23 protein-coding genes, 5 tRNA genes and 1 other RNA gene are annotated in these 26,148 nt (G+C 53.4%); 20 read left to right on the forward strand and 9 right to left on the reverse strand.

All coding sequences use genetic code 11. From position 1 onward, the window contains the following. Positions 1 to 212: 212 nt before the first annotated feature. Both HV107_RS11075 and cspA read left to right on the forward strand, forming a co-directional pair. Positions 213 to 923: a DUF3053 domain-containing protein gene (locus HV107_RS11075; RefSeq protein ID WP_182063228.1), complete on the forward strand. Its 711-nt coding sequence runs from the start codon at positions 213 to 215 to the stop codon at positions 921 to 923. A gap of 246 nt (positions 924 to 1,169) precedes the next feature. After that, complete coding sequence (gene cspA, locus HV107_RS11080; RefSeq protein WP_003860775.1) at positions 1,170 to 1,382, forward strand: RNA chaperone/antiterminator CspA; 213 nt, start codon at positions 1,170 to 1,172, stop codon at positions 1,380 to 1,382. A 58-nt stretch (positions 1,383 to 1,440) separates the two neighbouring features. Here the strand turns inward: cspA and ghrB are convergent, their stop codons facing one another. The 6 genes from ghrB to HV107_RS11110 form a co-directional block, all read right to left on the reverse strand. Next, positions 1,441 to 2,415, reverse strand: a complete 975-nt coding sequence (ghrB, locus tag HV107_RS11085) for a glyoxylate/hydroxypyruvate reductase GhrB (RefSeq protein WP_182063229.1) — start codon at positions 2,413 to 2,415, stop codon at positions 1,441 to 1,443. A 26-nt stretch (positions 2,416 to 2,441) separates the two neighbouring features. Continuing rightward, positions 2,442 to 3,722 carry an MFS transporter gene (locus HV107_RS11090; protein ID WP_182063230.1) on the reverse strand — a complete coding sequence of 427 codons (1,281 nt, stop codon included), beginning with the start codon at positions 3,720 to 3,722 and terminating at the stop codon, positions 2,442 to 2,444. A 105-nt stretch (positions 3,723 to 3,827) separates the two neighbouring features. Then, on the reverse strand, positions 3,828 to 4,766 hold the full coding sequence (locus tag HV107_RS11095) for a sugar kinase (RefSeq protein ID WP_182063231.1): 939 nt from the start codon (positions 4,764 to 4,766) through the stop codon (positions 3,828 to 3,830). Between the two features lie 3 nt (positions 4,767 to 4,769). Next, positions 4,770 to 5,519: a sugar phosphate isomerase/epimerase gene (locus HV107_RS11100; protein WP_182063232.1), complete on the reverse strand. Its 750-nt coding sequence runs from the start codon at positions 5,517 to 5,519 to the stop codon at positions 4,770 to 4,772. A 106-nt stretch (positions 5,520 to 5,625) separates the two neighbouring features. Continuing rightward, on the reverse strand, positions 5,626 to 6,642 hold the full coding sequence (locus HV107_RS11105; RefSeq protein ID WP_182063233.1) for a LacI family DNA-binding transcriptional regulator: 1,017 nt from the start codon (positions 6,640 to 6,642) through the stop codon (positions 5,626 to 5,628). 141 nt (positions 6,643 to 6,783) lie between these two features. Beyond that, complete coding sequence (locus HV107_RS11110; protein ID WP_182063234.1) at positions 6,784 to 7,446, reverse strand: OmpA family lipoprotein; 663 nt, start codon at positions 7,444 to 7,446, stop codon at positions 6,784 to 6,786. A 212-nt stretch (positions 7,447 to 7,658) separates the two neighbouring features. Between HV107_RS11110 and HV107_RS11115 the strand changes: the two genes are divergently transcribed. Further along, entirely contained in the window at positions 7,659 to 9,938 is a 2,280-nt protein-coding gene (locus tag HV107_RS11115; RefSeq protein ID WP_259349704.1) for a molybdopterin guanine dinucleotide-containing S/N-oxide reductase, read from the forward strand. On the opposite strand, the gene HV107_RS11120 is transcribed toward HV107_RS11115, so the two are convergent. Beyond that, positions 9,901 to 10,347 carry an N-acetyltransferase gene (locus HV107_RS11120; RefSeq protein WP_182063236.1) on the reverse strand — a complete coding sequence of 149 codons (447 nt, stop codon included), beginning with the start codon at positions 10,345 to 10,347 and terminating at the stop codon, positions 9,901 to 9,903. The two genes, HV107_RS11115 and HV107_RS11120, sit on opposite strands and share 38 nt — an antisense overlap. Next, positions 10,325 to 10,906 carry a DNA-3-methyladenine glycosylase I gene (gene tag, locus HV107_RS11125; protein WP_182063237.1) on the reverse strand — a complete coding sequence of 194 codons (582 nt, stop codon included), beginning with the start codon at positions 10,904 to 10,906 and terminating at the stop codon, positions 10,325 to 10,327. Before tag ends, HV107_RS11120 begins: the two co-directional genes overlap by 23 nt. A gap of 160 nt (positions 10,907 to 11,066) precedes the next feature. Here tag and HV107_RS11130 point away from each other — a divergent pair, with 160 nt between their 5' ends. The 10 genes from HV107_RS11130 (at position 11,067) to dppF (ending at position 21,839) form a co-directional block, all read left to right on the forward strand. After that, positions 11,067 to 11,771 carry an autotransporter domain-containing protein gene (locus HV107_RS11130; RefSeq protein ID WP_182063238.1) on the forward strand — a complete coding sequence of 235 codons (705 nt, stop codon included), beginning with the start codon at positions 11,067 to 11,069 and terminating at the stop codon, positions 11,769 to 11,771. 238 nt (positions 11,772 to 12,009) lie between these two features. Further along, on the forward strand, positions 12,010 to 13,212 hold the full coding sequence (locus HV107_RS11135; protein WP_182063239.1) for an MFS transporter: 1,203 nt from the start codon (positions 12,010 to 12,012) through the stop codon (positions 13,210 to 13,212). A 261-nt stretch (positions 13,213 to 13,473) separates the two neighbouring features. Beyond that, positions 13,474 to 15,165 carry a kdo(2)-lipid A phosphoethanolamine 7''-transferase gene (gene eptB / locus HV107_RS11140; protein ID WP_182063240.1) on the forward strand — a complete coding sequence of 564 codons (1,692 nt, stop codon included), beginning with the start codon at positions 13,474 to 13,476 and terminating at the stop codon, positions 15,163 to 15,165. 91 nt (positions 15,166 to 15,256) lie between these two features. Next, positions 15,257 to 15,333: transfer RNA gene (locus HV107_RS11145), tRNA-Pro, on the forward strand. Between the two features lie 33 nt (positions 15,334 to 15,366). Next, a non-coding RNA gene (locus HV107_RS11150) (RtT sRNA) lies at positions 15,367 to 15,498 on the forward strand. A 620-nt stretch (positions 15,499 to 16,118) separates the two neighbouring features. Further along, positions 16,119 to 17,726 carry a dipeptide ABC transporter periplasmic-binding protein DppA gene (gene dppA, locus HV107_RS11155; protein WP_182063241.1) on the forward strand — a complete coding sequence of 536 codons (1,608 nt, stop codon included), beginning with the start codon at positions 16,119 to 16,121 and terminating at the stop codon, positions 17,724 to 17,726. 177 nt (positions 17,727 to 17,903) lie between these two features. Next, a complete protein-coding gene (gene dppB / locus HV107_RS11160; protein ID WP_182063242.1) occupies positions 17,904 to 18,923 on the forward strand; it encodes a dipeptide ABC transporter permease DppB in 1,020 nt (339 codons plus the stop codon). Between the two features lie 9 nt (positions 18,924 to 18,932). Then, positions 18,933 to 19,835, forward strand: coding sequence for a dipeptide ABC transporter permease DppC (gene dppC / locus HV107_RS11165; RefSeq protein ID WP_182063243.1), 903 nt, complete (start codon positions 18,933 to 18,935; stop codon positions 19,833 to 19,835). Between the two features lie 10 nt (positions 19,836 to 19,845). Next, positions 19,846 to 20,829 carry a dipeptide ABC transporter ATP-binding protein gene (gene dppD / locus HV107_RS11170; RefSeq protein ID WP_182063244.1) on the forward strand — a complete coding sequence of 328 codons (984 nt, stop codon included), beginning with the start codon at positions 19,846 to 19,848 and terminating at the stop codon, positions 20,827 to 20,829. Next, complete coding sequence (gene dppF / locus HV107_RS11175) at positions 20,826 to 21,839, forward strand: dipeptide ABC transporter ATP-binding subunit DppF (protein ID WP_182063245.1); 1,014 nt, start codon at positions 20,826 to 20,828, stop codon at positions 21,837 to 21,839. Before dppD ends, dppF begins: the two co-directional genes overlap by 4 nt. Before the next feature lie 54 nt (positions 21,840 to 21,893). Here dppF and coaA read toward each other — a convergent pair whose 3' ends face one another. Then, positions 21,894 to 22,844, reverse strand: coding sequence for a type I pantothenate kinase (gene coaA / locus HV107_RS11180; RefSeq protein ID WP_220458428.1), 951 nt, complete (start codon positions 22,842 to 22,844; stop codon positions 21,894 to 21,896). A gap of 319 nt (positions 22,845 to 23,163) precedes the next feature. On the opposite strand from coaA, the gene HV107_RS11185 reads away from it, so the two are divergent. The 7 genes from HV107_RS11185 to nusG all read left to right on the forward strand — a co-directional run bounded on the left by HV107_RS11185 (position 23,164) and on the right by nusG (position 26,068). Further along, positions 23,164 to 23,239: transfer RNA gene (locus HV107_RS11185), tRNA-Thr, on the forward strand. Between the two features lie 8 nt (positions 23,240 to 23,247). Further along, positions 23,248 to 23,332 (forward strand) — tRNA-Tyr (locus HV107_RS11190). A 117-nt stretch (positions 23,333 to 23,449) separates the two neighbouring features. Next, a tRNA-Gly gene (locus HV107_RS11195) sits at positions 23,450 to 23,524 on the forward strand. A 6-nt stretch (positions 23,525 to 23,530) separates the two neighbouring features. Continuing rightward, positions 23,531 to 23,606 (forward strand) — tRNA-Thr (locus HV107_RS11200). A gap of 117 nt (positions 23,607 to 23,723) precedes the next feature. Beyond that, positions 23,724 to 24,908: an elongation factor Tu gene (gene tuf / locus HV107_RS11205; protein WP_182063247.1), complete on the forward strand. Its 1,185-nt coding sequence runs from the start codon at positions 23,724 to 23,726 to the stop codon at positions 24,906 to 24,908. A gap of 229 nt (positions 24,909 to 25,137) precedes the next feature. Next, positions 25,138 to 25,521, forward strand: coding sequence for a preprotein translocase subunit SecE (gene secE / locus HV107_RS11210; RefSeq protein ID WP_014068449.1), 384 nt, complete (start codon positions 25,138 to 25,140; stop codon positions 25,519 to 25,521). Between the two features lies 1 nt (position 25,522). Then, a complete protein-coding gene (gene nusG, locus HV107_RS11215) occupies positions 25,523 to 26,068 on the forward strand; it encodes a transcription termination/antitermination protein NusG (protein WP_002438628.1) in 546 nt (181 codons plus the stop codon). Positions 26,069 to 26,148: the final 80 nt, after the last annotated feature.

The raw sequence follows: 26,148 nt of genomic DNA on the forward strand, positions 1-26,148 counted from the left end.
TTTACGCGTTTCAGCAGAAGGCTTACCCGCGCTAATTGACTGATTATTCATAAACAGCGCGACAGCGTATTTTTTTGTAAATCGTCAGCAAGAAAACGGCAATAGTCGTTTTGTATGAAAAGAGTATCTTGCAAGGCTGACCTGGACTATCCTTGTCAGCGTCGGGCACGCGTGTGCCGGTGTGCGCTTTTTTGGGTGAAAGGAGTAATGAAATGGCGACAGGAAAGTCCTGCTCTCGCTGGTTTGCGCCTGTTGCGGCGTTATTGATGGTAGTTAGCCTGAGTGGGTGTTTCGATAAAGAAGGCGATCAGCGCAAAGCGTTTATCGATTTTCTACAGAATACGGTGATGCGCAGTGGCGAACGTTTACCAACGCTGACTGCGGATCAGAAAAAACAGTTTGGTCCCTTCGTGTCCGATTATGCCATTCTTTATGGTTATTCACAGCAGGTGAGCCAGGCAATGGACTCAGGTCTTCGTCCTGTGCTGGATAGCGTTAACGCGATCCGTGTACCACAGGATTATATGACCCAGCGTGAACCACTGCGCCAGTCTAATGGTGCTCTGGGTGTGCTGAGCCAGCAATTGCAGAATGCAAAAATGCAGGCCGATGCTTCCCATTCTTCGCTGAAGCAAGGCGACGATCTTAAACCTGTCTTTGACAAGGTTTACGAGAAAGTGGTGACCAAACCCGCTGACGCTATGCAACCGCTGATCCCGGCTGCGCAGATTTTCACTCAGCAACTGGTACAGGTTGGGGATTACATCTCCCAGCAGGGAACCCAGGTGAGCTTTGTCTCTAACGGTATCCAGTTCCCGACCTCTCAGCAGGCCAGCCAGTATAACTCGCTGATTGGGCCGCTGGCGTCCCAGCACCAGGCCTTTAGTCAGGCGTGGAGCACGGCAGTCACAGCCACTGAATAAGATAAAAAAACCCCGCGAGAAACGGGGTTTTTTTATCGGTGATGAAAATATTGCTTGTCATTCATGTACCACATAGGTATAACAGTGACGTCGGTTTGTTACACAGACCTAAAGCAGTTTAGTAAAGCAGTCCAGATTGTTATCCATAGATACCCTTCGTAGTGACCCTTCCTTCATCGCTTAAAAATCTGTAACGCAACCTATCGCGCCGGAAGGCACAATATATTTGTTAATAAGGTAATTTCTATGTCTGCTAAAATGACTGGTCTGGTAAAATGGTTCAACGCTGATAAAGGTTTCGGTTTCATCACTCCTGATGATGGCTCTAAAGACGTGTTCGTACACTTCTCTGCTATCCAGAACGATGGCTACAAATCTCTGGACGAAGGTCAGAAAGTTTCCTTCACCATCGAAAGCGGCGCTAAAGGCCCAGCAGCTGGTAACGTTGTAAGCCTGTAAGCTTCCAACCCAGTAGCAAAGAATTTAAAAACCCGCCTTCTGGCGGGTTTTTTCGTTTCTACTGCTGTACCTGCGGGTTAACGCAGTTTTTCTCAACCCTTCCGCCCAGTGCGGCGATAAGGTTGTCCACTGCGGTGGCCGCCATGTTGTAGCGGGTTTCGTGAGTTGCCGATCCAATGTGGGGCAGGGCGACGACGTTTGGCAATGTCAGTAGTGGTGAACTGACCGGCAGTGGCTCTTGCTCAAACACATCAAGACCCGCAGCATGGATCTCACCGTTTTGCAGTGCTTCAATCAGCGCCTTTTCGTCCACCACCGGGCCGCGACCCGCGTTGATGAAGATGGCTGATTTCTTCATTTTCGCGAACTCGGCTTTGCCTATCAGATGATGTGTTTCTTCCGACAGCGGCAGGATCAGGCAGACGTAATCGGCTTCCTGAAGCAAGGTATCCAGTTCGCAGTAGCGCGCGTTAAAGCGCTCTTCAGCTTCCGTGTGATGACGACGCGCGTTGTACAGCACCGGCATGTTAAAGCCGAAATGCGCACGTTGCGCCAGCGCCAGGCCAATGCGCCCCATGCCGACAATCCCCAGCGTTTTGCCGTGAACATCCACACCGAACCAGTCCATGCCAATGCTCTTTGTCCATTCGCCCGCTTTCACGCGTTCGGCCACTTCCACCACCCGGCGGGCGGTGCTGAGCACCAGCGCCATCAGCGTGTCGGCCACGGTTTCTGTCAGGGCATACGGGGTATGCATCAGCACAATTTTGCGGGTGTTCAGGGCCTCGACGTCGAAGTTGTCATACCCCACGGAAATCGTAGAGGTAGCACGCAGCTTCGGCATTTTCTCCAGCAATGCGACATCCACTTTTTCGCTTGAACCCAGCAGCCCTTCTGCGCGGGCAAACGCATCAGCGTGCTGCGCGACGGTGTCCGGGCTAAGGTTCTTCACCTGAGTCACGGTGAAGTGTTCTTCCAGGCGCTTTTGCAGATCTTCAGGCAGTGCTTTATACAAAATGACGGACGGCTTCATGCTAATCTCCGTTGATTTTAAAAGGGTCAGGCGTGACGCGCGCCGACGGGAAGCTGTTGATTATTAGCAGGCTTAACAATTAAAGTAAGCCACACTGAGGCAAAAAGTGCTACCCCCATAAATATGTACGAGGTTGACGGGCTGCCGGTTGCGCCGTTCAGATAGCCCACAAACCAGGAGCCGCAGAACGAGCCCAGAGCACCCATGCTGTTGATGAGCGCCATCGCGCCGCCTGCCACATTACGCGGCAGCATCTCCGGGATGATGGCGAAGAACGGGCCATACGGGGCATACATCGCTGCACCGGCAATCACCAGCAGGGTGTAAGATGCCCAGAAGTGGTTGGTACCCACGGCCCAGGAGCCGATAAAGGCAAAGGCAGCAATCAGCAGCAGCGGCCAGACAAACAGTTTACGGTTTTGCAGTTTGTCCGAGGCCCAGGAGGCGATAACCATGGCAATGGTTGCCGCCAGATAAGGCACGGATGACAGCCAGCCCACTTCCACCATGCCGAGGTTTTCGCCGCCGCTGCGGATAATCGATGGCAGCCACAGCACAAAGCCGTACACGCCAATGCTCCAGGTAAAATACTGCGCGCACAGCAAAATGACGTTGCGGGAACGGAAGGCTTCGCCGTAGTTACGTACCGCTTTCAGGCCTTGTTGCTCTTTATCCAGCTGCGCCTGCAAAGCCGCTTTTTCATCCTCAGAGAGCCATTTCGCCTGCGAGGGTTTATCTTTTACCAGCATCCACCAGCAAAATGCCCAGATGACCGCTGGAACCCCTTCGATGATAAACATCTCGCGCCAGCCGAATGACTGGATCAGGTAGCCAGATACCACCGACATCCAGAGTACCGTGACCGGGTTACCGAGGATCAAAAAGGTGTTGGCGCGGGAACGCTCAGATTTAGTGAACCAGTTGCTGATATAGATAAGCATTGCTGGCATCACTGCTGCCTCGACCACGCCAAGAATAAAGCGAATGGCGGCCAGGGCAGGAATGTTGTTCACCACGCCGGTCAGTGAAGCGCAGCCGCCCCAGAGGATCAGGCAGATAAAGATAAGCTTACGAACACTGCGACGTTCGGCGTAGATAGCGCCAGGGATCTGGAAGAAGAAATAGCCGAGGAAGAAAAGGGCACCTAACAGGGAAGAGATACCTTTGGTGATCCCCAGGTCCTCAGTGATGCCCGCGGCGGATGCGAAACTGAAGTTGGCACGATCAAGATACGCCAGGCTGTACGTGATAAACACGATTGGCATGATGTACCACCAGCGTTTTACTGCATTGGTCGAACTGTTCATAGGCTTGCCTCTGTTGTTGAGGTTTGTACCGCCGTTGTATGTAGGGTACACGGTGGTTTGTTTGTTGAGTGCGTTTTCCCCCTCACCCTAAGTGAGGGGGAATGTTTATTCGTTAAGCTGCGCGCGTGTCGGTAGCCCTTCGCTGTCGCCCTGCACCTGAATTGCCAGTGCTCCAATTTTATTGCCGCGCGACACCGCCTGATGCAGCGTTTTTCCTTCCAGCAGGGCGCTAATCACCCCCACGGCAAACCCGTCGCCAGCCCCAACGGTGTCGACAACGTTGTCGACTTTTACCGCGGCAACCGCGCCTTGTTCACCTTCGGCAGTTTTAAACCAGGCTCCGTCGGCACCGGTTTTCAGCACCACGGCTTTTACCCCTTTGTTCAGATAAAAATCGGCGATCCCTTCCGGCGTTTTTTGTCCGGTGAGGATGATCCCCTCTTTCACACCCGGCAGCACCCAGTCAGCCTGGAAAGCCAGGTGGTTAAGCTTTTCAACCATTTCGGCTTCGCTTTTCCACAGCACCGGGCGCAGGTTAGGATCAAAGGAGATCGTTTTCCCTTGCGCTTTCATGGCCGCAGCCGCGTGATCCAGAAGCTCATAAGAGCTGGCGGAGAGCGCTGCCGCCACGCCGCTCAGGTGCAGATGGCGTGCGGAGGCGAAATAGTGCGCGTGATAGTCGTTTACCGACAGATGACTTGCCGCCGAGCCTTTGCGGAAATACTCCACAATGGGATCGGTTCCATTTTCGACTTTAGATTTCAGCTGAAAGCCGGTAGCGAAGCGTGCATCGAGGGTGACACCCGCGGCATCAATCCCCTCTTTTTTCAGCGTATCCAGAACGAAATGGCCAAAACTGTCATCACCCACGCGGCTTACCCAGCCGACGTTCAATCCCAGGCGCGCCAGGCCGGTCGCGACGTTCAGCTCTGCCCCTGCCACGCGTTTGAAAAAGTGCTCTACTGCGCTGAGCTCGCCCGTTTGCGTGGCAACGAACATTGCCATGGCCTCGCCGATGGTGATTACATCCAGCGTCTTGTGCATGATTTACTCCTCGCGCAGCAGATTAACGTAATGACGGGTGACGGCAGCCAGGTCAGGCCCTTCCAGCGGGAACTCGATCCCGCGCGGCGCGTCAGATGGCAGCTGATTAAGCAATTCCAGCCAGCGAGCATCGGCGTGATCCGGCGCAATGGCACGGAACTGCTGATGATGTGGAACGGCGGCTTTGACATGGATATAGCTCACGGCAGGTGCCAGATGGCGGGCGGCTTCTTCCGGCGAATCGCCCACCCACAGCCAGTTGCCCATATCAAATGTCAGCGTCACGGGTAACGACAGCACCCGGCAGGCCGCCTTAAAGCGCTGCATTGGCGCGAGCTGGCCGCAGTCGGTCTGATCGTTTTCGACCACCAGCGCCATGCCACTTTCGTTCAGCAATGTACGCAGCTCCTCAAGCGGCTGCTTATCGCGGAAATGACCCAGTGAAACTTTCAGCCACAAGGCATTGAGCGTGGTGGCTTCGGCGAGATACCGCGAAAGGTCGGGGTTGAGGATCCCGTCAGGCGTGAACAGGGGCGCTGGCGCGGAGTAACAGGCCAGTAAACCCAGCAGCTCAATGGACTCGCCCAGTGCGGGCAGCGCCAGTAACTCTTCGCTGCTGAAAAGCTCACGGCGGATCTCAACGCCGTCGGCACCTGCAGCGGCAATCACCGGAAGCATCGCCCGTTGGCCACCCGCCTGTCGTACCTGATCCGCGCCATATGCGGCGGTGACCACCATTATTTTCCTGCCCATTGCCTGACTCCGTTACAACTCACATCGATAGTATTACGCTAGATGGAACCGGTTCCAAAGAAAAGGACAGGATGTTGAATTTATGATCGGCATCACGAAGGGGAAATTAACGGGCGGTAGAGCCCCTAATAATCAGCTCGCCAGAGAAGACCTGCTCGTGAATGGCATCGCTAATGCCTTCAATACGGCGGACAACCTGCTCAACCGCGGCATAACCGATTTGCCACGTGGGCTGTTTGAGTGTGGTAATGCCCACGCCAGCCAGCTCAGCCCACTCCAGCTCATCGAACCCCAGCAGGCCAATATCGCTGCCCCAGTGCAGGCCGATACGTTTGAGCGAGCGGGCAACCTGTAGCGTTAGCGCGCCGTTGGCGGAAATCACGGCTTTTCGCATCCCGCGATGGCGGGTGTGGAACTGGCGCAGGATGTTGTCGATCTGTTCGGCTTCGTGCAACGGTGTTTCGGCATTCTCGGCAATCACGCCGGGATAGCGTGCCAGGGTCGCGCGGAATGCCGCCAGCCGATCGCGGCGGGTGTTGACTGTGCCCAGCGGTTCGCTCAGAAACAGAATGGCCTCGAAGCCCTGTTCGACCAGATGCTCGGTAGCTGTGGTGGCTGCCTGAGTGTTATCCAGGCCGACGACATCACAGGCGAATTCCGGGATTTTTCTGTCGATAAGTACCATTGGCAGGGAGGATTGTTGCAGGCGATTGAGGCCTTCTTCACGCATTCCCACGGCATTCACCACAATTCCCTCCACCTGGTAACTGCGCAGCAGATCGAGGTAATGCAGCTCCTGGTCGACTTCGTTATTGGTGTTACACACCAGCGGGGTAAACCCTTTTTCACGGCAGGCCGCTTCAATACCGCTTAACACATTCACGGAGTAGGGGTTGGTGATGTCGGCGATGATAAGCCCGATAAGACGAGTACGGCCATGCTTCAGGCCGCGAGCCATCAGGCTTGGGCGATAATCCAGATCGGCAATGGCTTGCTCAATACGGGCCAGCAGGGCATCAGACAGCAGATGTTTCTCGCCGTTGAGATAGCGTGAAATACTGGTTTTACCGGTTTTGGCGGCTTTTGCTACGTCGCTGATGGTGGCCCGTGCTGATTTGCTCATCGCTGTTTTCCCTGAATTGAGTGAGAACACCTTAGCGGGAAAATCTGACGAATCAAGTGATTTGCCCGGTGGCGCTGCGCTTACCGGGCCTACATGTCGAACGTAGGCTGGGTAAGGCGAAGCCGCCACCCGGCGCAATGATTACTGCACAGGACTCAGGGTGATCTCTACGCGACGGTTCTGCGCTTTGCCTTCAGTGGTGCTGTTGCTGGCGATAGGATTGGCAGGGCCCATACCTTTGCTGCTGATACGGTTAGCTTCAACGCCCTGGGTAATCAGCGAGCTGGAAACGGCATCGGCACGCTGCTGTGACAAGCGGGTGTTGAGATCCAGGCTACCCGTGTTGTCGGTGAAGCCGAACACGTTAACCGCTGTCTTGTTGTACTCTTTCAGTACCATCGCTACGCCGGTCAGGGTGTTTGCACCTGCTGGTTTTAACGTGGAGCTGTTGGAGTCAAAGGTCACGTTGTTTGGCATGTTCAGGATGATGTTATCGCCATTACGCGTCACGCTCACGCCGGTTCCCTTCATTTTTTCGCGCAGTTTTGATTCCTGCACATCCATGTAATAACCCGCGCCGCCACCCAGCGCTGCACCGGCCGCTGCGCCAATCAGCGCACCTTTGCCGCGATCTTTCTTGGATGAGGAGAGTGCGCCAATGCCCGCACCTACCAGCGAACCGAGACCTGCGCCGATGCCCGCTTTTCCTGCTTCGCTTTCACCGGTATAAGGGTTTGTTGTGCAGCCTGAAACAGCCATTGCGCCGCTCACCAGAGCAGCAATTACGAGTACGCGTTTTTTCATCTTATTTCCTTAATCCTTTTTATTCTTTGCCACGACGAGCGTGGCGGTTGATTATGACGTCCAGATACGGAGAAAATTCCGGGTATTACTCTGAAATTTGTGTCAAACCATAAACAGCCTCAATAAGAAGGCCGTAAAACCTGCACGCAACCAGGAGCGCACGCTTGAGCACCTCAACAAAAACGATTCTGACCGCCGCCCACTGGGGCCCGATGCTGGTCGAAACCGATGGCGAAAACGTCTTGTCATCCCGCGGGGCACTGCCTTCGCAACATCCGAACTCGCTTCAGACGGTCGTTCGCGATCAGGTACACAGTAAAACCCGCGTGCGCTGGCCGATGGTCCGCAAAGGGTTTTTGATGTCACCGGATAAACCGCAAGGTATCCGTGGGCAGGATGAGTTTGTGCGTGTGAGCTGGGATGACGCGCTTGCACTGATTCATGCGCAGCATAAACGTATCCTTGAGAGCTATGGTCCATCGTCCATTTTTGCAGGCTCTTATGGCTGGCGTTCGAACGGGGTACTGCACAAAGCCGCTACACTTCTCCAGCGTTATATGAGCCTGGCCGGGGGCTATACCGGGCATCTGGGCGATTATTCGACCGGTGCGGCGCAGGCCATCATGCCGTACGTGGTGGGCGGGAATGAAGTTTACCAGCAGCAGACCAGCTGGCCGCTGGTGCTGGAGCACACCGATGTGGTGGTGCTGTGGAGCGCTAACCCGCTCAATACACTAAAGATTGCGTGGAATGCCACTGACGAGCAGGGCATTCCCTACTTTGATGCGCTGCGTAAAAGCGGTAAGCGCATTATTTGCATCGATCCGATGCGCTCTGAAACCATGGATTTCCTGGGCGACAGTGCCGAATGGATTGCCCCGCACATGGGAACCGATGTGGCGATGATGCTGGGTATTGCGCACACGCTGGTGGAAAACGGCTGGCAGGATGAGGCGTTTCTGGCGCGTTGTACCACCGGTTACGACAAATTCGCAGACTACCTGACGGGCAAAACCGACGGGATCGCCAAAACGGCTGAATGGGCGGCAGATATCTGCGGTGTAAATTCAGAAAAAATCCGCGAGCTTGCGGTGTTGTTCCACGAAAATACTACCATGCTGATGTCCGGCTGGGGGATGCAGCGCCAGCAATACGGTGAGCAAAAACACTGGATGCTGGTGACACTCGCCGCAATGCTTGGCCAGATTGGTACGCCGGGTGGCGGTTTTGGGCTCTCTTATCACTTTGCGAACGGCGGAAATCCCACGCGTAAAGCTGCTGTGCTGGCGTCCATGCAGGGTACCGTTCACAACGGCACAGATGCCGTGGATAAAATCCCGGTGGCGCGCATTGTCGAGGCGCTGGAAAACCCTGGCGGGTTTTATCAGCACAACGGCATGGACCGGCACTTCCCGGATATTCGCTTTGTCTGGTGGGCGGGTGGTGCGAACTTTACCCATCATCAGGATACCAACCGTCTTATCCGCGCCTGGCAGAAACCGGAACTGGTGGTGATTTCAGAATGCTTCTGGACTGCTGCCGCCAGGCACGCAGATATCGTTCTGCCTGCCACGACCTCGTTTGAACGTAACGACCTCACCATGACCGGCGATTACAGCAATCAGCATATGGTGCCGATGATGCGTGTTGTGGCGCCGCGTGATGAAGCGCGCGACGACCTGGATGTCTTTGCCGACCTGAGTGAACTCTGGGAAGAGGGGGGGCGCGAGCGATTCACTGAGGGTAAAACCGATCTGGAATGGCTGGAAACGTTCTACCAGATAGCCAGTCAACGTGGTGCTGCGCAGGGTGTCACATTGCCACCGTTTGCCCGTTTCTGGGAAGCAAATGACATTTTCGAAATGCCGGAGAGCGAGCAGAACGCGCAATTTGTCCGTTTTGCCGATTTCCGTCGTGATCCGCAAAATCATCCGCTTAAGACCGAAAGCGGGAAAATTGAAATCTACAGCCAGCGGATCGCCAGCTTTAATTACGCCGACTGCCCGCCGCATCCTGCATGGCTTGAGCCAGACGAATGGCACGGAAATGCGCAGCCGCAGCAGCTTCAGATACTGTCTGCTCACCCGGCACACCGCTTACACAGCCAGCTTAACTATACCTCGCTGCGTGAACAGTATGCTGTAGCAGGACGCGAGCCGATCACCTTGCATAAAGATGATGCGCAGGCCCGCGGGATTGCGGATGGCGATGTGGTGCGTGTCTGGAATCAGCGCGGGCAAGTGCTGGCGGGTGCCGTGGTAAGTGACGGGATCAGACCTGGTGTTATCTGTATTCACCAGGGAGCCTGGCCAGACCTTGATCTGACCGAAGGCGGTATCTGTAAAAACGGGGCCGTCAACGTGCTGACCAAAGATCTCCCCAGCTCAAAGCTGGGGAATGGGTGCGCCGGAAACACGGCGCTGGCATGGGTCGAGAAATATCAGGGGCCCGAACTTACACTAACGGCGTTTGATCCGCCTGCCAGCTCATGATCCACGTCGGGTGTTGAGTGTCATCCTGCCAGGCGCTGTCTTCAATGCGAAAGCCCTGGGAATGGTAGAAATTCACCGCCCGGACGTTTTTTTGATACACCTCCAGGCTTAGATGCGGGTAGCGCTGCTGAACATAGTTCAGCAGCGCGCGCCCGATGCCTTTCCCGATGAACGCCGGGGCGACAAACAGCGCGCCGACAAACTGCGTCTGCATCACGCTAATGAATCCGCACGGGTGCCCGTTTTCTTCCCAGACCCAGGTTTCTGCCGACGGGAGATAGACGTCACGCACCAGAATTTCATTCTCTTTCCAGTAACCCGGATCGATAAACGGATGTGCCTCGGTGGTGCTTTCAAGCCATAAGCTCAGTAACGGATCTGCATTCTCACTTTGCCATTTGCGGATCATCAACGCCCCCAGGGTGACAGATGCAGCCTGTAATATGGTCGTTCACCAGCCCACAGGCCTGCATAAAGGAATAACAGATAGTGGTGCCCACAAATTTAAACCCTCTTTTCTTCAGTGCCTTAGACAGTGCATCTGAAGCGGCGGTTGAAGTGGGGATCTCCGCAAGCGTTGCGGCCAGCGTCACTTTTGGGGTGTTATCCACAAATGACCAGACAAAATCTGAGAACGGCTCGCCGTTTTGCGCCATGGCCAGGTAGGCCCGCGCGTTACCGATGATGGCCTGTATTTTGCCGCGATGACGGATAATTCCGGCGTCCAGAACCAGCCTTTCTACATCCTCGTCGGTCATGGCGGCGACCTTTACGGGATCAAACTGATGGAAGGCTGCGCGGTAGTTCTCACGTTTCTTCAGAACGGTTATCCAGGATAGACCGGCTTGCTGGCCTTCCAGACAGATCATCTCAAAGAGTTTTTTGCCGTCTTTTTCCGGCACACCCCATTCCTGATCGTGATAGTCGATATAGAGCTGATCCTGGCTTACCCAGCCGCAACGTTGCATAGGTTATCTCCCTTATTGATACTGAAATCGCAAAAATTTCAATCTTTCAGGCTTGACGTGTCTGCTAAAGAGACAATAGTTAATACAGGGCTTCGCCCTAATACCTCTTCTTAAACAATGATAAATATCGCCGAATTCGGCTCTTTCTGGAGTCGCTTTGATGATGATAAAAAAAATCAGTGGCTGCCGTGCTTTTTTTGGCCTGGCAGGTGTCTCAGCCTGTTTATTTTCCTGTAACACCGCGTTTGCCTGGCAACAGGAATATATCGTTTCAGATACACAAAGCAATACGGCGGAACGCTATACATGGGACGCCGATCACCAACCACGTTACGACGATATTCTCGCTGAGCGTATTAAGACGTCGCAGAATGTGCCTGGGCTCGCCCTGACTCTGCCATCTGACTCGACGTCCGAACCCCCTGGTTCTATGAGCCTGGGATGGAATTTCCCTGTCACCAACCATATCACCACCGGGCCTGTTGTGGCATGGCGTTACGATGGTTCGGCACCCAACATGTACAACGAGTTTGGTGATAGCGCCACAACGCAATCACTGACCGACCCACTCTGGCACGCAAGCGTCAGCTCGCTGGGCTGGCGAGTGGATACGCAATATGGCGATCTGCGCCCCTGGGCACAGATTAGCTATAACCAGCAGTTTGGTGAGAATCAGTGGAAATCGCAGTTTGGCATGTCTCAGTCACCTGCCCCCTTGCAGTACGGGAGTTGGGTAGATCTTACCGTTGGCACCGACGTGCTGCTTAACCCACATATGGCGGCGTATGCCTCTTTATCCCAGGCGGATAACACCCCAACCGGTGAAGACTTTTTGTATACCCTGGGTGTGAGTGCAAAATTTTAGGGTTGTTATTTTTTTCAACGATGCGATAACATCTTTGGCACAATAACGGTCGGGGTTGCAGCGATAGTATGCACTAACACGCTTTCGCTCCAGACCCCGGCAAGGTCATTCATTCCTGATTCCAGGCATTTCATTCCGTCTCTCCTGCATTTCATGCCGTTTTCCCCCAAGTGTTTTAAGGTTTTGTTTATCGTTGTCCTAAGCGTTTTCCCTTAATTTCTCTTGCAGGACAACTGCCATGAACACATCAACATACAACCGCACTCGCTGGCTGACCTTATTTGGCACCATCGTGACTCAGTTTGCGCTGGGTTCGGTCTATACCTGGAGCCTGTTTAACAGTGCACTTTCCGATAAGCTCGGCGCGCCGGTGAGCCAGGTGGCGTTTTCCTTTGGCTTATTGAGCCTCGGCCTGGCGCTTTCCTCCTCGGTGGCGGGCAAGTTGCAGGAACGTTTTGGTGTTAAGCGTGTCACCATGACCTCCGGCATTCTGTTAGGCGTAGGCTTTTTCCTGACGGCACACTCCAGCAACCTGATGATGCTGTGGCTGAGCGCCGGGGTGTTGGTGGGGCTGGCAGACGGTGCGGGTTATCTGCTGACGCTGTCAAACTGTGTGAAATGGTTCCCGGAACGCAAGGGGTTAATTTCTGCCTTTGCTATCGGCTCTTATGGCCTGGGCAGCCTCGGCTTCAAGTTTATCGATTCGCATCTGCTGGCCTCTGTGGGTCTTGAGAAAACCTTCATGATTTGGGGCGTCATCGTGCTGGTGATGATTCTGTTCGGGGCTACGCTGATGAAAGATGCGCCTCAGCAGGAAGTGAAATCCGTCAATGGGGTGATGGAAAATGACTTCACCCTGGTGCAATCCATGCGTAAACCACAGTACTGGATGCTGGCCGTCATGTTCCTGACGGCCTGTATGAGCGGTCTGTATGTGATTGGCGTGGCGAAAGATATTGCTCAGGGGATGGTGAAACTCGATGCGCTCACCGCCGCTAACGCGGTAACTGTTATCTCTATCGCTAACCTGTCCGGCCGTCTGGTGCTGGGTATTCTGTCCGATAAAATTGCCCGTATCCGCGTGATCACCATTGGTCAGGTGGTATCGCTGGTGGGAATGGCGGCGCTGCTCTTTGCGCCACTGAATGAAGCCACGTTCTTTGCAGCGATTGCCTGTGTTGCGTTCAACTTTGGCGGCACCATCACCGTATTCCCGTCACTGGTGAGTGAATTCTTTGGCCTGAATAACCTGGCGAAAAACTACGGTGTGATTTACTTAGGGTTTGGTATCGGCAGCATTTGTGGCTCGCTGATTGCCTCACTGTTTGGCGGGTTCTATGTGACCTTCTGTGTCATTTTCGCATTACTGATTATTTCGCTGGCGCTGTCGACAACGATTCGTCAGCCGCAACGCGAAGTATTTACCGAAGCACATGCGTAATGCATAAGAAAAAAGGCCGGTGTTCCGGCCTTTTTATTGCCTGTAAAACCGCGACTTAGACGAAAATGTCTACATTCGTATTTGATTTTTTGTAAATAACTGTTCCGATCACATTCTCTGCTGCCACTTTTTCCTTTCCCTGTGGTCTACTGACCACGCTTGTAGGCGTTTCTGATAACGATTCCCTGAGCGAATATTTAATCTGTTCACATTTAGTTCAAAGGCGGACGGCTTTACTGTCCCTTTTCCCGGGTAGGTTGCATGAAATACATTAAATCGATGGCGCAACAAAAGCTGAGCTTTTTGCTGGCGTTGTACATCGGCCTGTTTATGAATGGCGCAGTGTTTTTCCGTCGGTTTGACGGTTACGCGCAGGATTTTACCGCCTGGAAAGGAATTGCAGCGGTTGTTGAACTGGTCGCTGCTGTACTGGCTACGTTTTGTTTGCTGCGCGTGCTCTCACTGTTTGGGCGGCGTGTGTGGCGGGTTCTGGCATCGTTTGTTGTGCTGTGTTCGGCGGGTGCCAGCTATTACATGACCTTTATGAACGTGGTGATTGGCTACGGCATTATTGCCTCTGTCATGACCACGGACATCGACCTGTCGAAAGAAGTGGTTGGCCTGCACTTTGTGCTCTGGCTGCTGGCGGTTAGTGCATTGCCGTTGCTGCTTATCTGGAGCAACCGCTGCCGCTACACCTTAATACACCAAATTCGCACACCGGGGCAGCGTATCCGTAGCGTCGCGCTGGTGCTGCTGGCGGGGCTGATGGTCTGGGGACCGATTCGCCTGCTGGAAGTGAAACAGAAGTATGACGAGCGTACCTCTGGCGTGGATATGCCAAGCTACGGCGGCGTTGTCGCGAACTCTTATCTGCCTTCTAACTGGATCTCTGCGCTGGGGCTGTATGCCTGGGCTCAGGTGGATGAATCCTCCGATAACAAATCGTTGATGAACCCGGCGAAGAAGTTCTCCTATGTAGCGCCGAAAGATATCGATGACACCTATGTCGTCTTTATTATCGGTGAAACGACCCGCTGGGATCATATGGGTCTCCTCGGCTATGACCGCGATACCACGCCGAAACTGGCTCAGGAGAAAAACCTGGTTGCGTATCGTGGCTACTCTTGCGATACGGCGACAAAGCTTTCCCTGCGTTGCATGTTCGTGCGTGAGGGTGGGGCAAGTGATAACCCGCAGCGTACGCTCAAGGAACAGAACGTTTTCTCGGTGCTTCGCCAGCTTGGGTTTACGTCCGATCTTTATGCGATGCAAAGCGAGATGTGGTTCTACAGCAACACGATGGCGCAGAACATTGCCTACCGTGAGCAGATTGGCGCAGAGCCGCGTAACCGTGGCAAGAATGTCGATGACATGCTGCTGATCGACGAGATGAAAAACTCGCTGAACGGTAATCCTGATGGCAAGCACATGATTATTCTGCATACCAAAGGCTCGCACTTTAACTACACCCAGCGTTATCCGCGTAGCTTTGCGAAGTGGACGCCAGAGTGTGTCGGAGTGGATAAAGACTGTACCAAAGAGCAGTTGATTAACTCCTTCGATAACTCGGTGACCTACGTTGACCACTTTATTGATACCGTGATTGACCAGGTGCGTGATAAGAAAGCGATTGTGTTCTATGCCTCTGACCATGGTGAGTCGATCAATGAGTTCGAGCACCTGCACGGTACGCCGCGCAAGATGGCGCCACCGGAGCAGTTCCGCGTGCCAATGATGGTGTGGATGTCGGATAAGTATCTGGAAGACCCGGAAAAAGCGAAGATGTTTGCGCACCTGAAAACAGAGGCGGAAATGAAAGTGCCGCGTCGTCACGTTGAGCTGTACGACACCATTTTGGGCTGCCTGGGCTATACCTCACCCGACGGTGGCATTAACGAAAATAACAACTGGTGTAAACTCCCCGATAACACCACAAAAGCCGCGCAATAGCTCGTCTGGCGAGTTTATCGCCAGTTGAATGGCTTTTTTAATTTAGGGGATTGACGGGGGCGCACCTCAGCAGTAAGATGCGCTCCGCATTCGGCGAGTAGCGCAGCTTGGTAGCGCAACTGGTTTGGGACCAGTGGGTCGGAGGTTCGAATCCTCTCTCGCCGACCACATTCGAAACCCTGCTCTTAGAGCAGGGTTTTTTGCTTCTGAAGTTTATGAGGATGAGAATCTCCGGGGCAGGAGGTTCGACCCTCGCGAAGCGAGAGAACGTTGCTTTAGCAACGGCCCGAAGGGCGAGCCACGCAGTGGCGAGTCATCCTCTCTCGCCGACCACATTCTGAAAAGGGCTAACCGCAAGGTTAGCCCTTTTTGCATTAGCGGGTTATTCATCCCGATTGTCCAAAACGCCCCTTATCCTTGCTTCAACCTGCCTGTTAACGATTTTGTGACATAATCCATTGTATTTTTTTATATATAGATTGATCTTTTTTCGCGTTGCTTATGGATAACCTCAGCATTTTTCGCTGTGCGTTTTAACGTTCGCGGTATTTAGTGCTCAGATAATCACCATTCTGCAAGAAAATTTACCCAATCTGAATAAAAGTTAATCACTGCATGTTGCAGAATATGAAGATATTTGTGCTGCAACATAGCGAGTAGCATAAATTTCCCTGCTGAAAACTGGCGCCTAAAGTTTTTTTAATCTTTGTTTGCGGTTTCGCACACTCAGCGTAAATCCCCGTCACCTGTATTGACGTTTTCACATTCTGTTGACAGATTGTAGGGCACGAGGGGCATTTCAGGGAGGATCTGCGCTGCAACTCAAAGGCTCTTCTGAAAGGATTCTCCATCCCTTTAACGCCTTCGGGCATCACCGACCGGACCGGGTAAAAAATAAATAAAGGTCAGGCGGCGTAACACAACAAAGCAAAACATCACATTGGAGCAGAATAATGAGTATTTCCTTGAAGAAGTCAGGGATGCTGAAGCTTGGTCTGAGCCTGGTGGCTCTGACCGTCGCAGCAAGCGTACAGGCAAAAACCCTGGTTTATTGTTCTGAAGGCTCGCCGGAAGGCTTTAACCCACAGCTCTTTACCTCTGGTACAACGTACGACGCAAGCTCTGTACCTATCTATAACCGTCTGGTTGAATTCAAAACCGGGACTACGGAAGTGATTCCGGGTCTGGCCGAGAAGTGGGAAGTCAGCGAAGACGGCAAAACCTATACCTTCCATTTACGCCAGGGCGTGAAGTGGCAGGACAGCAAAGAATTCAAACCAACGCGCGACTTTAACGCCGATGACGTTGTGTTCTCCTTCGACCGTCAGAAAAACGCTCAGAACCCGTACCACAAAGTGTCTGGCGGCAGCTATGAATACTTCGAAGGGATGGGTCTGCCAGATCTGATCTCTGAAGTGAAAAAAGTTGACGACAAAACTGTACAGTTCGTGCTGACTCGCCCGGAAGCACCATTCCTGGCTGACCTGGCAATGGACTTCGCATCTATTCTGTCTAAAGAATATGCGGACAACATGCTGAAAGCGGGTACCCCGGAAAAAGTGGACCTGGATCCAATCGGTACTGGCCCATTCCAGCTGCTGCAATACCAGAAAGATTCTCGCATTCTGTATAAAGCGTTCCCTGGATACTGGGGTACTAAACCTCAGATCGACCGCCTGGTGTTCTCCATCACACCTGACGCCTCTGTGCGTTATGCAAAACTGCAGAAAAACGAGTGCCAGGTTATGCCATACCCGAACCCGGCTGATATCGCACGTATGAAGCAGGACAAAAACATCAATCTGCTGGAGCAGGCTGGCCTGAACGTGGGCTATCTCTCCTTCAACACCGAGAAGAAACCGTTTGATGATGTGAAAGTCCGTCAGGCGCTGACTTACGCGGTGAACAAAGAAGCGATCATCAAAGCGGTTTATCAGGGTGCAGGCGTTGCCGCTAAGAACCTGATCCCACCAACAATGTGGGGCTACAATGACGACGTTAAAGACTACACCTACGATCCTGAGAAAGCGAAAGCGCTGCTGAAAGAAGCAGGCCATGAAAAAGGCTTCACCGTTGAGCTGTGGGCGATGCCAGTACAGCGTCCTTACAACCCGAACGCACGCCGTATGGCTGAAATGGTTCAGGCTGACTGGGCTAAGATCGGCGTTCAGGCCAAGATTGTGACCTACGAGTGGGGCGAGTATCTGAAACGCGCCAAAGCAGGCGAGCATCAGGCTGTGATGATGGGCTGGACCGGCGACAATGGGGATCCAGACAACTTCTTCGCAACCCTGTTCAGCTGTGCTGCTGCGAAAGACGGTTCCAACTACTCTCGCTGGTGCTACAAGCCGTTTGAAGATCTGATTCAGCCGGCACGTGCGACCGACGATCACAACAAGCGTATTGAACTGTACAAGCAAGCTCAGGTTGTCATGCACGATCAGGCTCCGGCGCTGATTGTTGCTCACTCCACCGTGTACGAGCCAGTGCGTAAAGAAGTTAAAGGCTACGTGGTTGATCCACTGGGCAAACACCACTTCGAAAACGTATCTGTTGAATAATTAAAAGCAACGCCAGGCGGCGCTGCGCTTGCACTGGCCTACGGTATGTAGGCCGGGTAAGCGTAGCGCCACCCGGCAGCAGTGCTTTATTCCCTCTCTGAAAGGGGAGGGAATAAGATTTGTGAGCAATACAGACGTCACGCTGTTTGTCGTGCGTCATCAGAGAGAATCCGGGTTATGTTGCAGTTCATCCTCCGACGTCTGCGACTTGTTATCCCCACGTTTATCGGTATCACCCTTCTCACTTTTGCCTTCGTTCATATGATCCCCGGCGACCCGGTAATGATTATGGCGGGCGAGCGTGGTATTTCCCCTGAGCGCCATGCACAGTTGCTGGCTGAGCTTGGTCTGAACAAGCCGCTGTGGCAGCAATACCTCAACTATATCTGGGGTGTGTTGCACGGTGACTTAGGTATTTCCCTGAAAAGCCGTCTTCCGGTGTGGGACGAGTTCGTGCCGCGTTTTAAAGCGACGCTGGAACTTGGTGTCTGCGCCATGATTTTTGCCACTGCGGTGGGTATTCCGGTCGGTGTACTGGCTGCCGTTAAGCGTGGTTCTATTTTCGATCATACTGCTGTTGGTCTGGCGCTGACCGGCTACTCCATGCCTATCTTCTGGTGGGGCATGATGCTGATTATGCTGGTGTCGGTGCAGTGGAACCTGACGCCGGTTTCCGGGCGCGTCAGCGATATGGTTTTCCTTGATGACTCCAATCCGTTGACCGGCTTTATGCTGATCGACACGGCCATTTGGGGTGAGCCGGGTAACTTTATCGATGCAGTGGCCCACATGATCCTGCCTGCAATGGTGCTGGGCACTATTCCTCTGGCCGTTATCGTGCGTATGACCCGCTCATCCATGCTGGAAGTGCTGGGCGAGGACTACATCCGTACTGCCCGCGCGAAAGGCCTGACCCGGATGCGCGTCATCATCGTTCACGCGCTGCGTAACGCCATGCTGCCGGTTGTTACCGTTATCGGTTTGCAGGTGGGGACGTTGCTGGCAGGGGCGATCCTGACCGAGACTATCTTCTCCTGGCCGGGGCTTGGACGTTGGCTGATTGATGCGCTACAACGCCGTGACTATCCGGTGGTGCAGGGCGGTGTGCTGCTGGTTGCGACGATGATCATCCTCGTCAACCTGCTGGTCGATTTGCTGTACGGCGTGGTGAACCCGCGTATTCGTCATAAGAAGTAAGGGGCCATCATGTCACAGGTTTCTGAAAACAAAGTTGTCACTGCACCGGTTCCAATGACCCCGTTGCAGGAGTTTTGGCACTACTTCAAGCGCAATAAAGGCGCTGTCGTCGGGCTGGTCTATGTCACCATTATGATCCTGATTGCGGTGTTTGCGAACGTGCTTGCACCGTTTAACCCTGCGGATCAGTTCCGCGATACGCTGCTTGCTCCTCCAGCCTGGCAGGATGGCGGTACCTTGACGCACCTGTTGGGCACTGACGATGTGGGCCGTGATGTGCTGTCGCGTCTGATGTACGGCGCGCGCCTTTCGCTGCTGGTCGGTTGTCTGGTGGTGGTGCTGTCACTGGTCATGGGTGTTGTGCTCGGCCTGGTTGCCGGTTACTTCGGCGGCATCGTCGATAACATCATCATGCGTATTGTCGACATCATGCTGGCTCTGCCGAGCCTGCTTCTGGCACTGGTTCTGGTTGCGATATTCGGCCCGTCGATAGGTAACGCAGCGCTTGCGCTGACCTTCGTGGCACTGCCTCACTACGTGCGATTAACGCGTGCGGCGGTGCTGGTGGAAGTGCATCGCGACTACGTTACCGCTTCTCGTGTGGTGGGTGCCGGCTCAATGCGTCAGATGTTCGTTAACATTTTCCCGAACTGCCTTGCGCCGCTGATCGTTCAGGCGTCGCTCGGTTTCTCTAACGCCATTCTCGATATGGCCGCTCTTGGCTTCCTTGGCATGGGTGCGCAGCCGCCTACACCGGAGTGGGGCACTATGCTCTCCGACGTGTTGCAGTTCGCACAAAGCGCCTGGTGGGTCGTCACCTTCCCGGGTCTGGCGATTCTGCTGACGGTGCTGGCATTTAACCTGATGGGTGATGGTCTGCGTGATGCACTTGATCCCAAACTGAAGCAGTAAGAGGCACGAGATGGCGTTATTAAATGTAGATAAATTATCGGTGCACTTCGGCGATGAAGGCACACCGTTTCGCGCCGTGGACCGCATCAGCTACAGCGTAAATCAGGGCGAAGTGGTCGGCATCGTTGGGGAGTCAGGTTCCGGTAAATCGGTCAGCTCGCTGGCGATTATGGGGCTGATTGACTATCCGGGCCGCGTGATGGCCGAAAGTCTGGAGTTTAACGGTCAGGATCTGAAGCGCATTTCCGAAAAGCAGCGCCGCCAGCTGGTAGGTGCAGAAGTGGCGATGATCTTCCAGGACCCGATGACCAGCCTTAACCCATGCTACACCGTGGGTTTCCAGATTATGGAAGCGATTAAGGTGCATCAGGGTGGTAACAAAAAAACCCGTCGTCAGCGGGCAATCGACCTGTTAACCCAGGTGGGTATCCCCGATCCGGGTTCACGTCTGGATGTTTATCCGCACCAGCTTTCCGGCGGTATGAGCCAGCGTGTCATGATTGCGATGGCCATTGCCTGTCGACCAAAACTGCTGATTGCCGATGAACCGACAACGGCGCTGGACGTGACCATCCAGGCGCAAATCATCGAACTGCTGCTGGAGTTACAGCAGAAAGAGAACATGGCGCTGGTACTGATCACTCACGACCTGGCGCTGGTGGCTGAAGCTGCACACAAAATTATTGTGATGTATGCCGGGCAGGTTGTGGAAACGGGCGCAGCGAACGACATCTTCCGCGCGCCGCGTCATCCGTATACTCAGGCACTGCTGCGTGCGCTTCCGGAGTTTGCACAGGACAAAGCGCGTCTGGCGTCATTGCCGGGTGTCGTTCCGGGTAAATATGACCGTCCGCAGGGCTGCTTGTTGAATCCACGTTGCCCGTATGCGACGGACAAATGCCGTGCAGAAGAGCCAGAACTGAACCGGCTTGCTGACGGTCGCCAGTCGAAATGCCATTACCCACTCGATGATGCCGGGAGGCCAACACTATGAGTACGCAACAGGCCGCCACGCAACAACTGCTGTTGCAGGCCATCGACCTGAAAAAACACTACCCGGTGAAGAAGGGGCTGTTCGCGCCTGAGCGCCTGGTAAAAGCGCTTGATGGCGTATCGTTCACTCTGGAGCGTGGTAAAACGCTGGCGGTGGTGGGCGAGTCCGGCTGCGGGAAATCTACGCTGGGCCGTCTGCTGACGATGATCGAAACACCTACGGGCGGTGAGCTTTACTATCAGGGCCAGGATCTGCTCAAGCACGATCCGCAGGCGCAAAAGCTGCGTCGTCAAAAAATCCAGATTGTGTTCCAGAACCCCTACGGTTCACTGAACCCGCGTAAGAAAGTGGGGCAGATCCTGGAAGAGCCGCTGCAGATTAATACCAGCCTGAGCAAAGAACAGCGCCGTGAAAAAGCGCTGGCGATGATGGCGAAAGTCGGGCTTAAAACCGAGCACTATGACCGTTACCCGCATATGTTCTCTGGCGGTCAGCGTCAGCGTATCGCTATCGCCCGTGGTCTGATGCTTGATCCGGATGTGGTGATTGCCGATGAACCAGTGTCGGCCCTTGACGTTTCCGTTCGTGCCCAGGTGCTTAACCTGATGATGGACTTGCAGCAGGAACTGGGGCTGTCGTACGTGTTTATTTCGCACGACCTGTCCGTTGTTGAGCATATTGCGGATGAAGTGATGGTGATGTACCTGGGGCGGTGTGTCGAGAAGGGGACGAAAGATCAGATCTTTAATAATCCTCGTCATCCGTATACTCAGGCACTGTTGTCTGCCACTCCGCGTCTGAACCCGGACGACCGCCGCGAGCGTATTAAGCTGACCGGTGAGCTGCCAAGCCCGCTGAACCCGCCTCCGGGATGTGCGTTCAACGCCCGTTGCCGCCGTCGCTTCGGCCCTTGCACCCAGTTGCAGCCGCAGCTGAAAGACTACGGTGGTCAACTGGTGGCGTGCTTTGCCGTCGACCAGGATGAAAACGGCGAAAAGCCGCACGCGTAATGCAAAAACAAAAAACCGGCGCTTATCGCCGGTTTTTTTATGTCTGCTTAATGCTTATTTCCGCAGGCGGATTTGGTCGACCGCGTGCTTCTCGCTCTTGGTGAGGATAAGGCTCGCGCGCTCGCGGGTTGGCAGAATATTCTCTTTCAGGTTCACGTAGTTGATCTCATTCCACAGCCCCGTCGCCACATTGATGGCCTCTTCTTCAGAGAGTTGCGCGTAGTTATGGAAGTAGGAGTCAGGATCGGTGAATGCCCCTTCGCGGAATTTCAGGAAGCGGTTGATATACCAGCTTTGCAGCAAATCTTCCGGCGCATCGACATAAATAGAGAAATCGACAAAGTCGGAGACAAACACGTGGTGGGGATCGTGCGGATAGTCCATGCCGCTTTGCAGCACGTTTAATCCTTCCAGAATCAGGATATCCGGCTGAACCACCGTTTTGTCGCCATCCGGGATACGGTCATAAATCAGGTGCGAGTAAACCGGTGCGGTCACATTGGGTGCGCCTGATTTCAGATCGGAGACGAATTTAACCAGCCGGTGCATATCATAAGAAAGAGGGAAGCCCTTCTTCTTCATCAGACCGCGTTCTTTTAACACTTCATTCGGGTGCAAAAAGCCGTCTGTGGTGATCAGTTCTACGCTGCGATGCTCCGGCCAGCGGCTCAGCAGTGCCTGCAATACGCGCGCGGTGGTACTTTTACCAACGGCAACGCTACCCGCAATACTGATGATATAAGGAATACGCTGCCCATTCGTCCCAAGAAACTGCTCCAGTACTGCCTGGCGTCGTAAGTTGGAACTGATATAGAAGTTAAGCAAGCGAGATAATGGTAAATAGATTTCTGCCACCTCTTCCAGCGACAGGTCTTCATTTATCCCTTTTAACCGCGCTATCTCACCTTCCGTCAACGTCATAGGGACGGAATCGCGCAGGGCAGCCCACTGGCTGCGGTTAAAGTGAAGATAAGGCGTCATTAACGTTTGCTCTTTTTTGCTCATAAGCATGTTTCAGTGAACCAGCGACAAAACAGCCGGGTCGTGGTTCTTCACATAGTTAATTTTGGACAATGGGCAGGAGGTTAACACCAGATGACAGGAATAATAAGAAAAAATATAGGGAAGCGCTGCTTTACGCGGGAGCCATCACGGTACGCTATATACGGTGTAAATCATGTATTCATGCTGGATTTTTAACCGCGAGTGGGTGAATTTACAGCGTTTAGACCTTCTTTCGAATAAAATGTGAGCGAAAGAACGTTTTATGCAATTTTTTAGTTGCATGACTGCTCATGTCTCCATAGAATGCGCGCTACTTGATGCCGACTTAGCTCAGTAGGTAGAGCAACTGACTTGTAATCAGTAGGTCACCAGTTCGATTCCGGTAGTCGGCACCATCAAGTCCGGTGGGGTTCCCGAGCGGCCAAAGGGAGCAGACTGTAAATCTGCCGTCACAGACTTCGAAGGTTCGAATCCTTCCCCCACCACCACTTTCTGGCAGCGTAAATGCCGCCGGAGCTGGTTAGAAAAATTAATCAGCTCAAACATGAAAAGAGAGAAATCTCTTTTTTTGTTACAGAAAGAACTGGGTAGCCGAGTTTCAGGATGCGGGCATCGTATAATGGCTATTACCTCAGCCTTCCAAGCTGATGATGCGGGTTCGATTCCCGCTGCCCGCTCCAATACGTGCTGATATGGCTCAGTTGGTAGAGCGCACCCTTGGTAAGGGTGAGGTCCCCAGTTCGACTCTGGGTATCAGCACCACTTCACTTCTCCTCCCGTTTCTCTCTGTTTCAATTTAAATGTATTCAACAGTTCAGGCATTTCGCCTGGTTGATGTGGTGATATCACCGATTTATCCGTGTCTTAGAGGGACAATCGATGTCTAAAGAAAAGTTTGAACGTACAAAACCGCACGTTAACGTCGGTACTATCGGCCACGTTGACCATGGTAAAACAACGCTGACCGCTGCAATCACTACCGTTCTGGCAAAAACCTACGGTGGTTCTGCTCGTGCATTCGACCAGATCGATAACGCACCAGAAGAAAAAGCTCGTGGTATCACCATCAACACTTCCCACGTTGAATATGACACCCCGACTCGCCACTACGCACACGTAGACTGCCCAGGCCACGCCGACTATGTTAAAAACATGATCACCGGTGCTGCGCAGATGGACGGCGCGATCCTGGTAGTTGCTGCGACTGACGGCCCAATGCCTCAGACTCGTGAGCACATCCTGCTGGGTCGTCAGGTAGGCGTTCCTTACATCATCGTGTTCCTGAACAAATGCGACATGGTTGATGACGAAGAGCTGCTGGAACTGGTAGAAATGGAAGTTCGTGAACTTCTGTCTCAGTACGATTTCCCAGGCGACGATACCCCAATCGTTCGTGGTTCAGCTCTGAAAGCGCTGGAAGGCGAAGCAGAGTGGGAAGCAAAAATCATCGAACTGGCTGGCTTCCTGGATTCTTACATCCCAGAACCAGAGCGTGCGATTGATAAGCCATTCCTGCTGCCAATCGAAGATGTATTCTCCATCTCCGGTCGTGGTACCGTTGTTACCGGTCGTGTAGAGCGCGGTATCGTTAAAGTTGGTGAAGAAGTTGAAATCGTTGGTATCAAAGAGACTGCGAAGTCTACCTGTACTGGCGTTGAAATGTTCCGCAAACTGCTGGACGAAGGCCGTGCTGGTGAGAACGTAGGTGTTCTGCTGCGTGGTATCAAACGTGAAGAAATCGAACGTGGTCAGGTACTGGCGAAGCCAGGCTCAATCAAGCCACACACCAAGTTCGAATCTGAAGTGTACATTCTGTCCAAAGACGAAGGCGGCCGTCATACTCCGTTCTTCAAAGGCTACCGTCCACAGTTCTACTTCCGTACAACTGACGTGACCGGTACCATCGAACTGCCAGAAGGCGTTGAGATGGTAATGCCAGGCGACAACATCAAGATGGTTGTGACTCTGATCCACCCAATCGCGATGGATGACGGTCTGCGTTTCGCAATCCGTGAAGGCGGCCGCACCGTTGGCGCGGGCGTTGTTGCTAAAGTTCTCGGCTAATCGCTGATAACATTTGACGCAATGCGCATGAAAAGGGCATCATTTGATGCCCTTTTTGCACGCTTTCACATCAGAACCTGGCTCATCAGTGATTATTTTTGTCATAATCATTGCTGAGACAGGCTCTGCAGAGAGCGTATAATCCCTAAAGGGATTAAGCGTTTCGATTTGGCTCGCCTCGCAATCGCGGGGTGAAATTATTTGTAGAATTCTTCTTACAGGTTGGTTTATGAGTGCGAATACCGAAGCTCAAGGGAGCGGGCGCGGCCTGGAAGCGATGAAGTGGGTCGCTGTTGCCGTGCTGCTGATTGTGGCAATCGTTGGCAACTATCTTTATCGTGACATGATGCTGCCGCTGCGTGCGCTGGCAGTGGTGATTCTGATTGCTGCAGCGGGCGGTGTCGCGCTGTTAACGACTAAAGGTAAAGCAACCGTTGCTTTCGCGCGCGAAGCACGTACCGAAGTCCGCAAGGTAATTTGGCCAACCCGCCAGGAAACATTGCATACCACGTTGATTGTGGCTGCAGTGACTGCGGTAATGTCACTGATCCTGTGGGGACTGGATGGTATTCTGGTTCGCCTGGTATCCTTTATCACTGGCCTGAGGTTCTAAGATGTCTGAAGCCCCTAAAAAGCGTTGGTACGTCGTTCAGGCGTTTTCCGGTTTTGAAGGCCGCGTAGCTACGTCGCTGCGTGAGCATATCAAATTACACAATATGGAAGAGTTGTTTGGCGAAGTAATGGTTCCGACCGAAGAAGTGGTCGAGATCCGTGGCGGCCAGCGTCGCAAAAGCGAACGTAAATTCTTCCCGGGTTACGTGCTGGTTCAGATGGTTATGAACGACGCGAGCTGGCACCTGGTGCGCAGCGTACCGCGCGTGATGGGCTTTATCGGCGGCACGTCTGACCGTCCGGCGCCAATCAGCGACAAAGAAGTTGATGCGATTATGAACCGCCTGCAACAGGTTGGTGATAAGCCGCGTCCTAAAACGCTGTTTGAACCGGGTGAGATGGTTCGTGTTAGCGACGGTCCGTTTGCTGACTTCAACGGTGTGGTTGAAGAAGTGGACTACGAGAAGTCCCGCCTGAAAGTTTCTGTTTCTATCTTCGGTCGTGCGACCCCAGTAGAACTGGACTTTGCCCAGGTAGAAAAAGCCTAAGCAGCGATCAAAAAAGCGGCGATTTAATCGTTGCACAGGGCGCGAGATTGGAATACAATTTCGCGCCTTTTGTTTTTATG

The organism is Enterobacter sp. RHBSTW-00175 (genome assembly GCF_013927005.1).
GTDB lineage: Bacteria > Pseudomonadota > Gammaproteobacteria > Enterobacterales > Enterobacteriaceae > Enterobacter.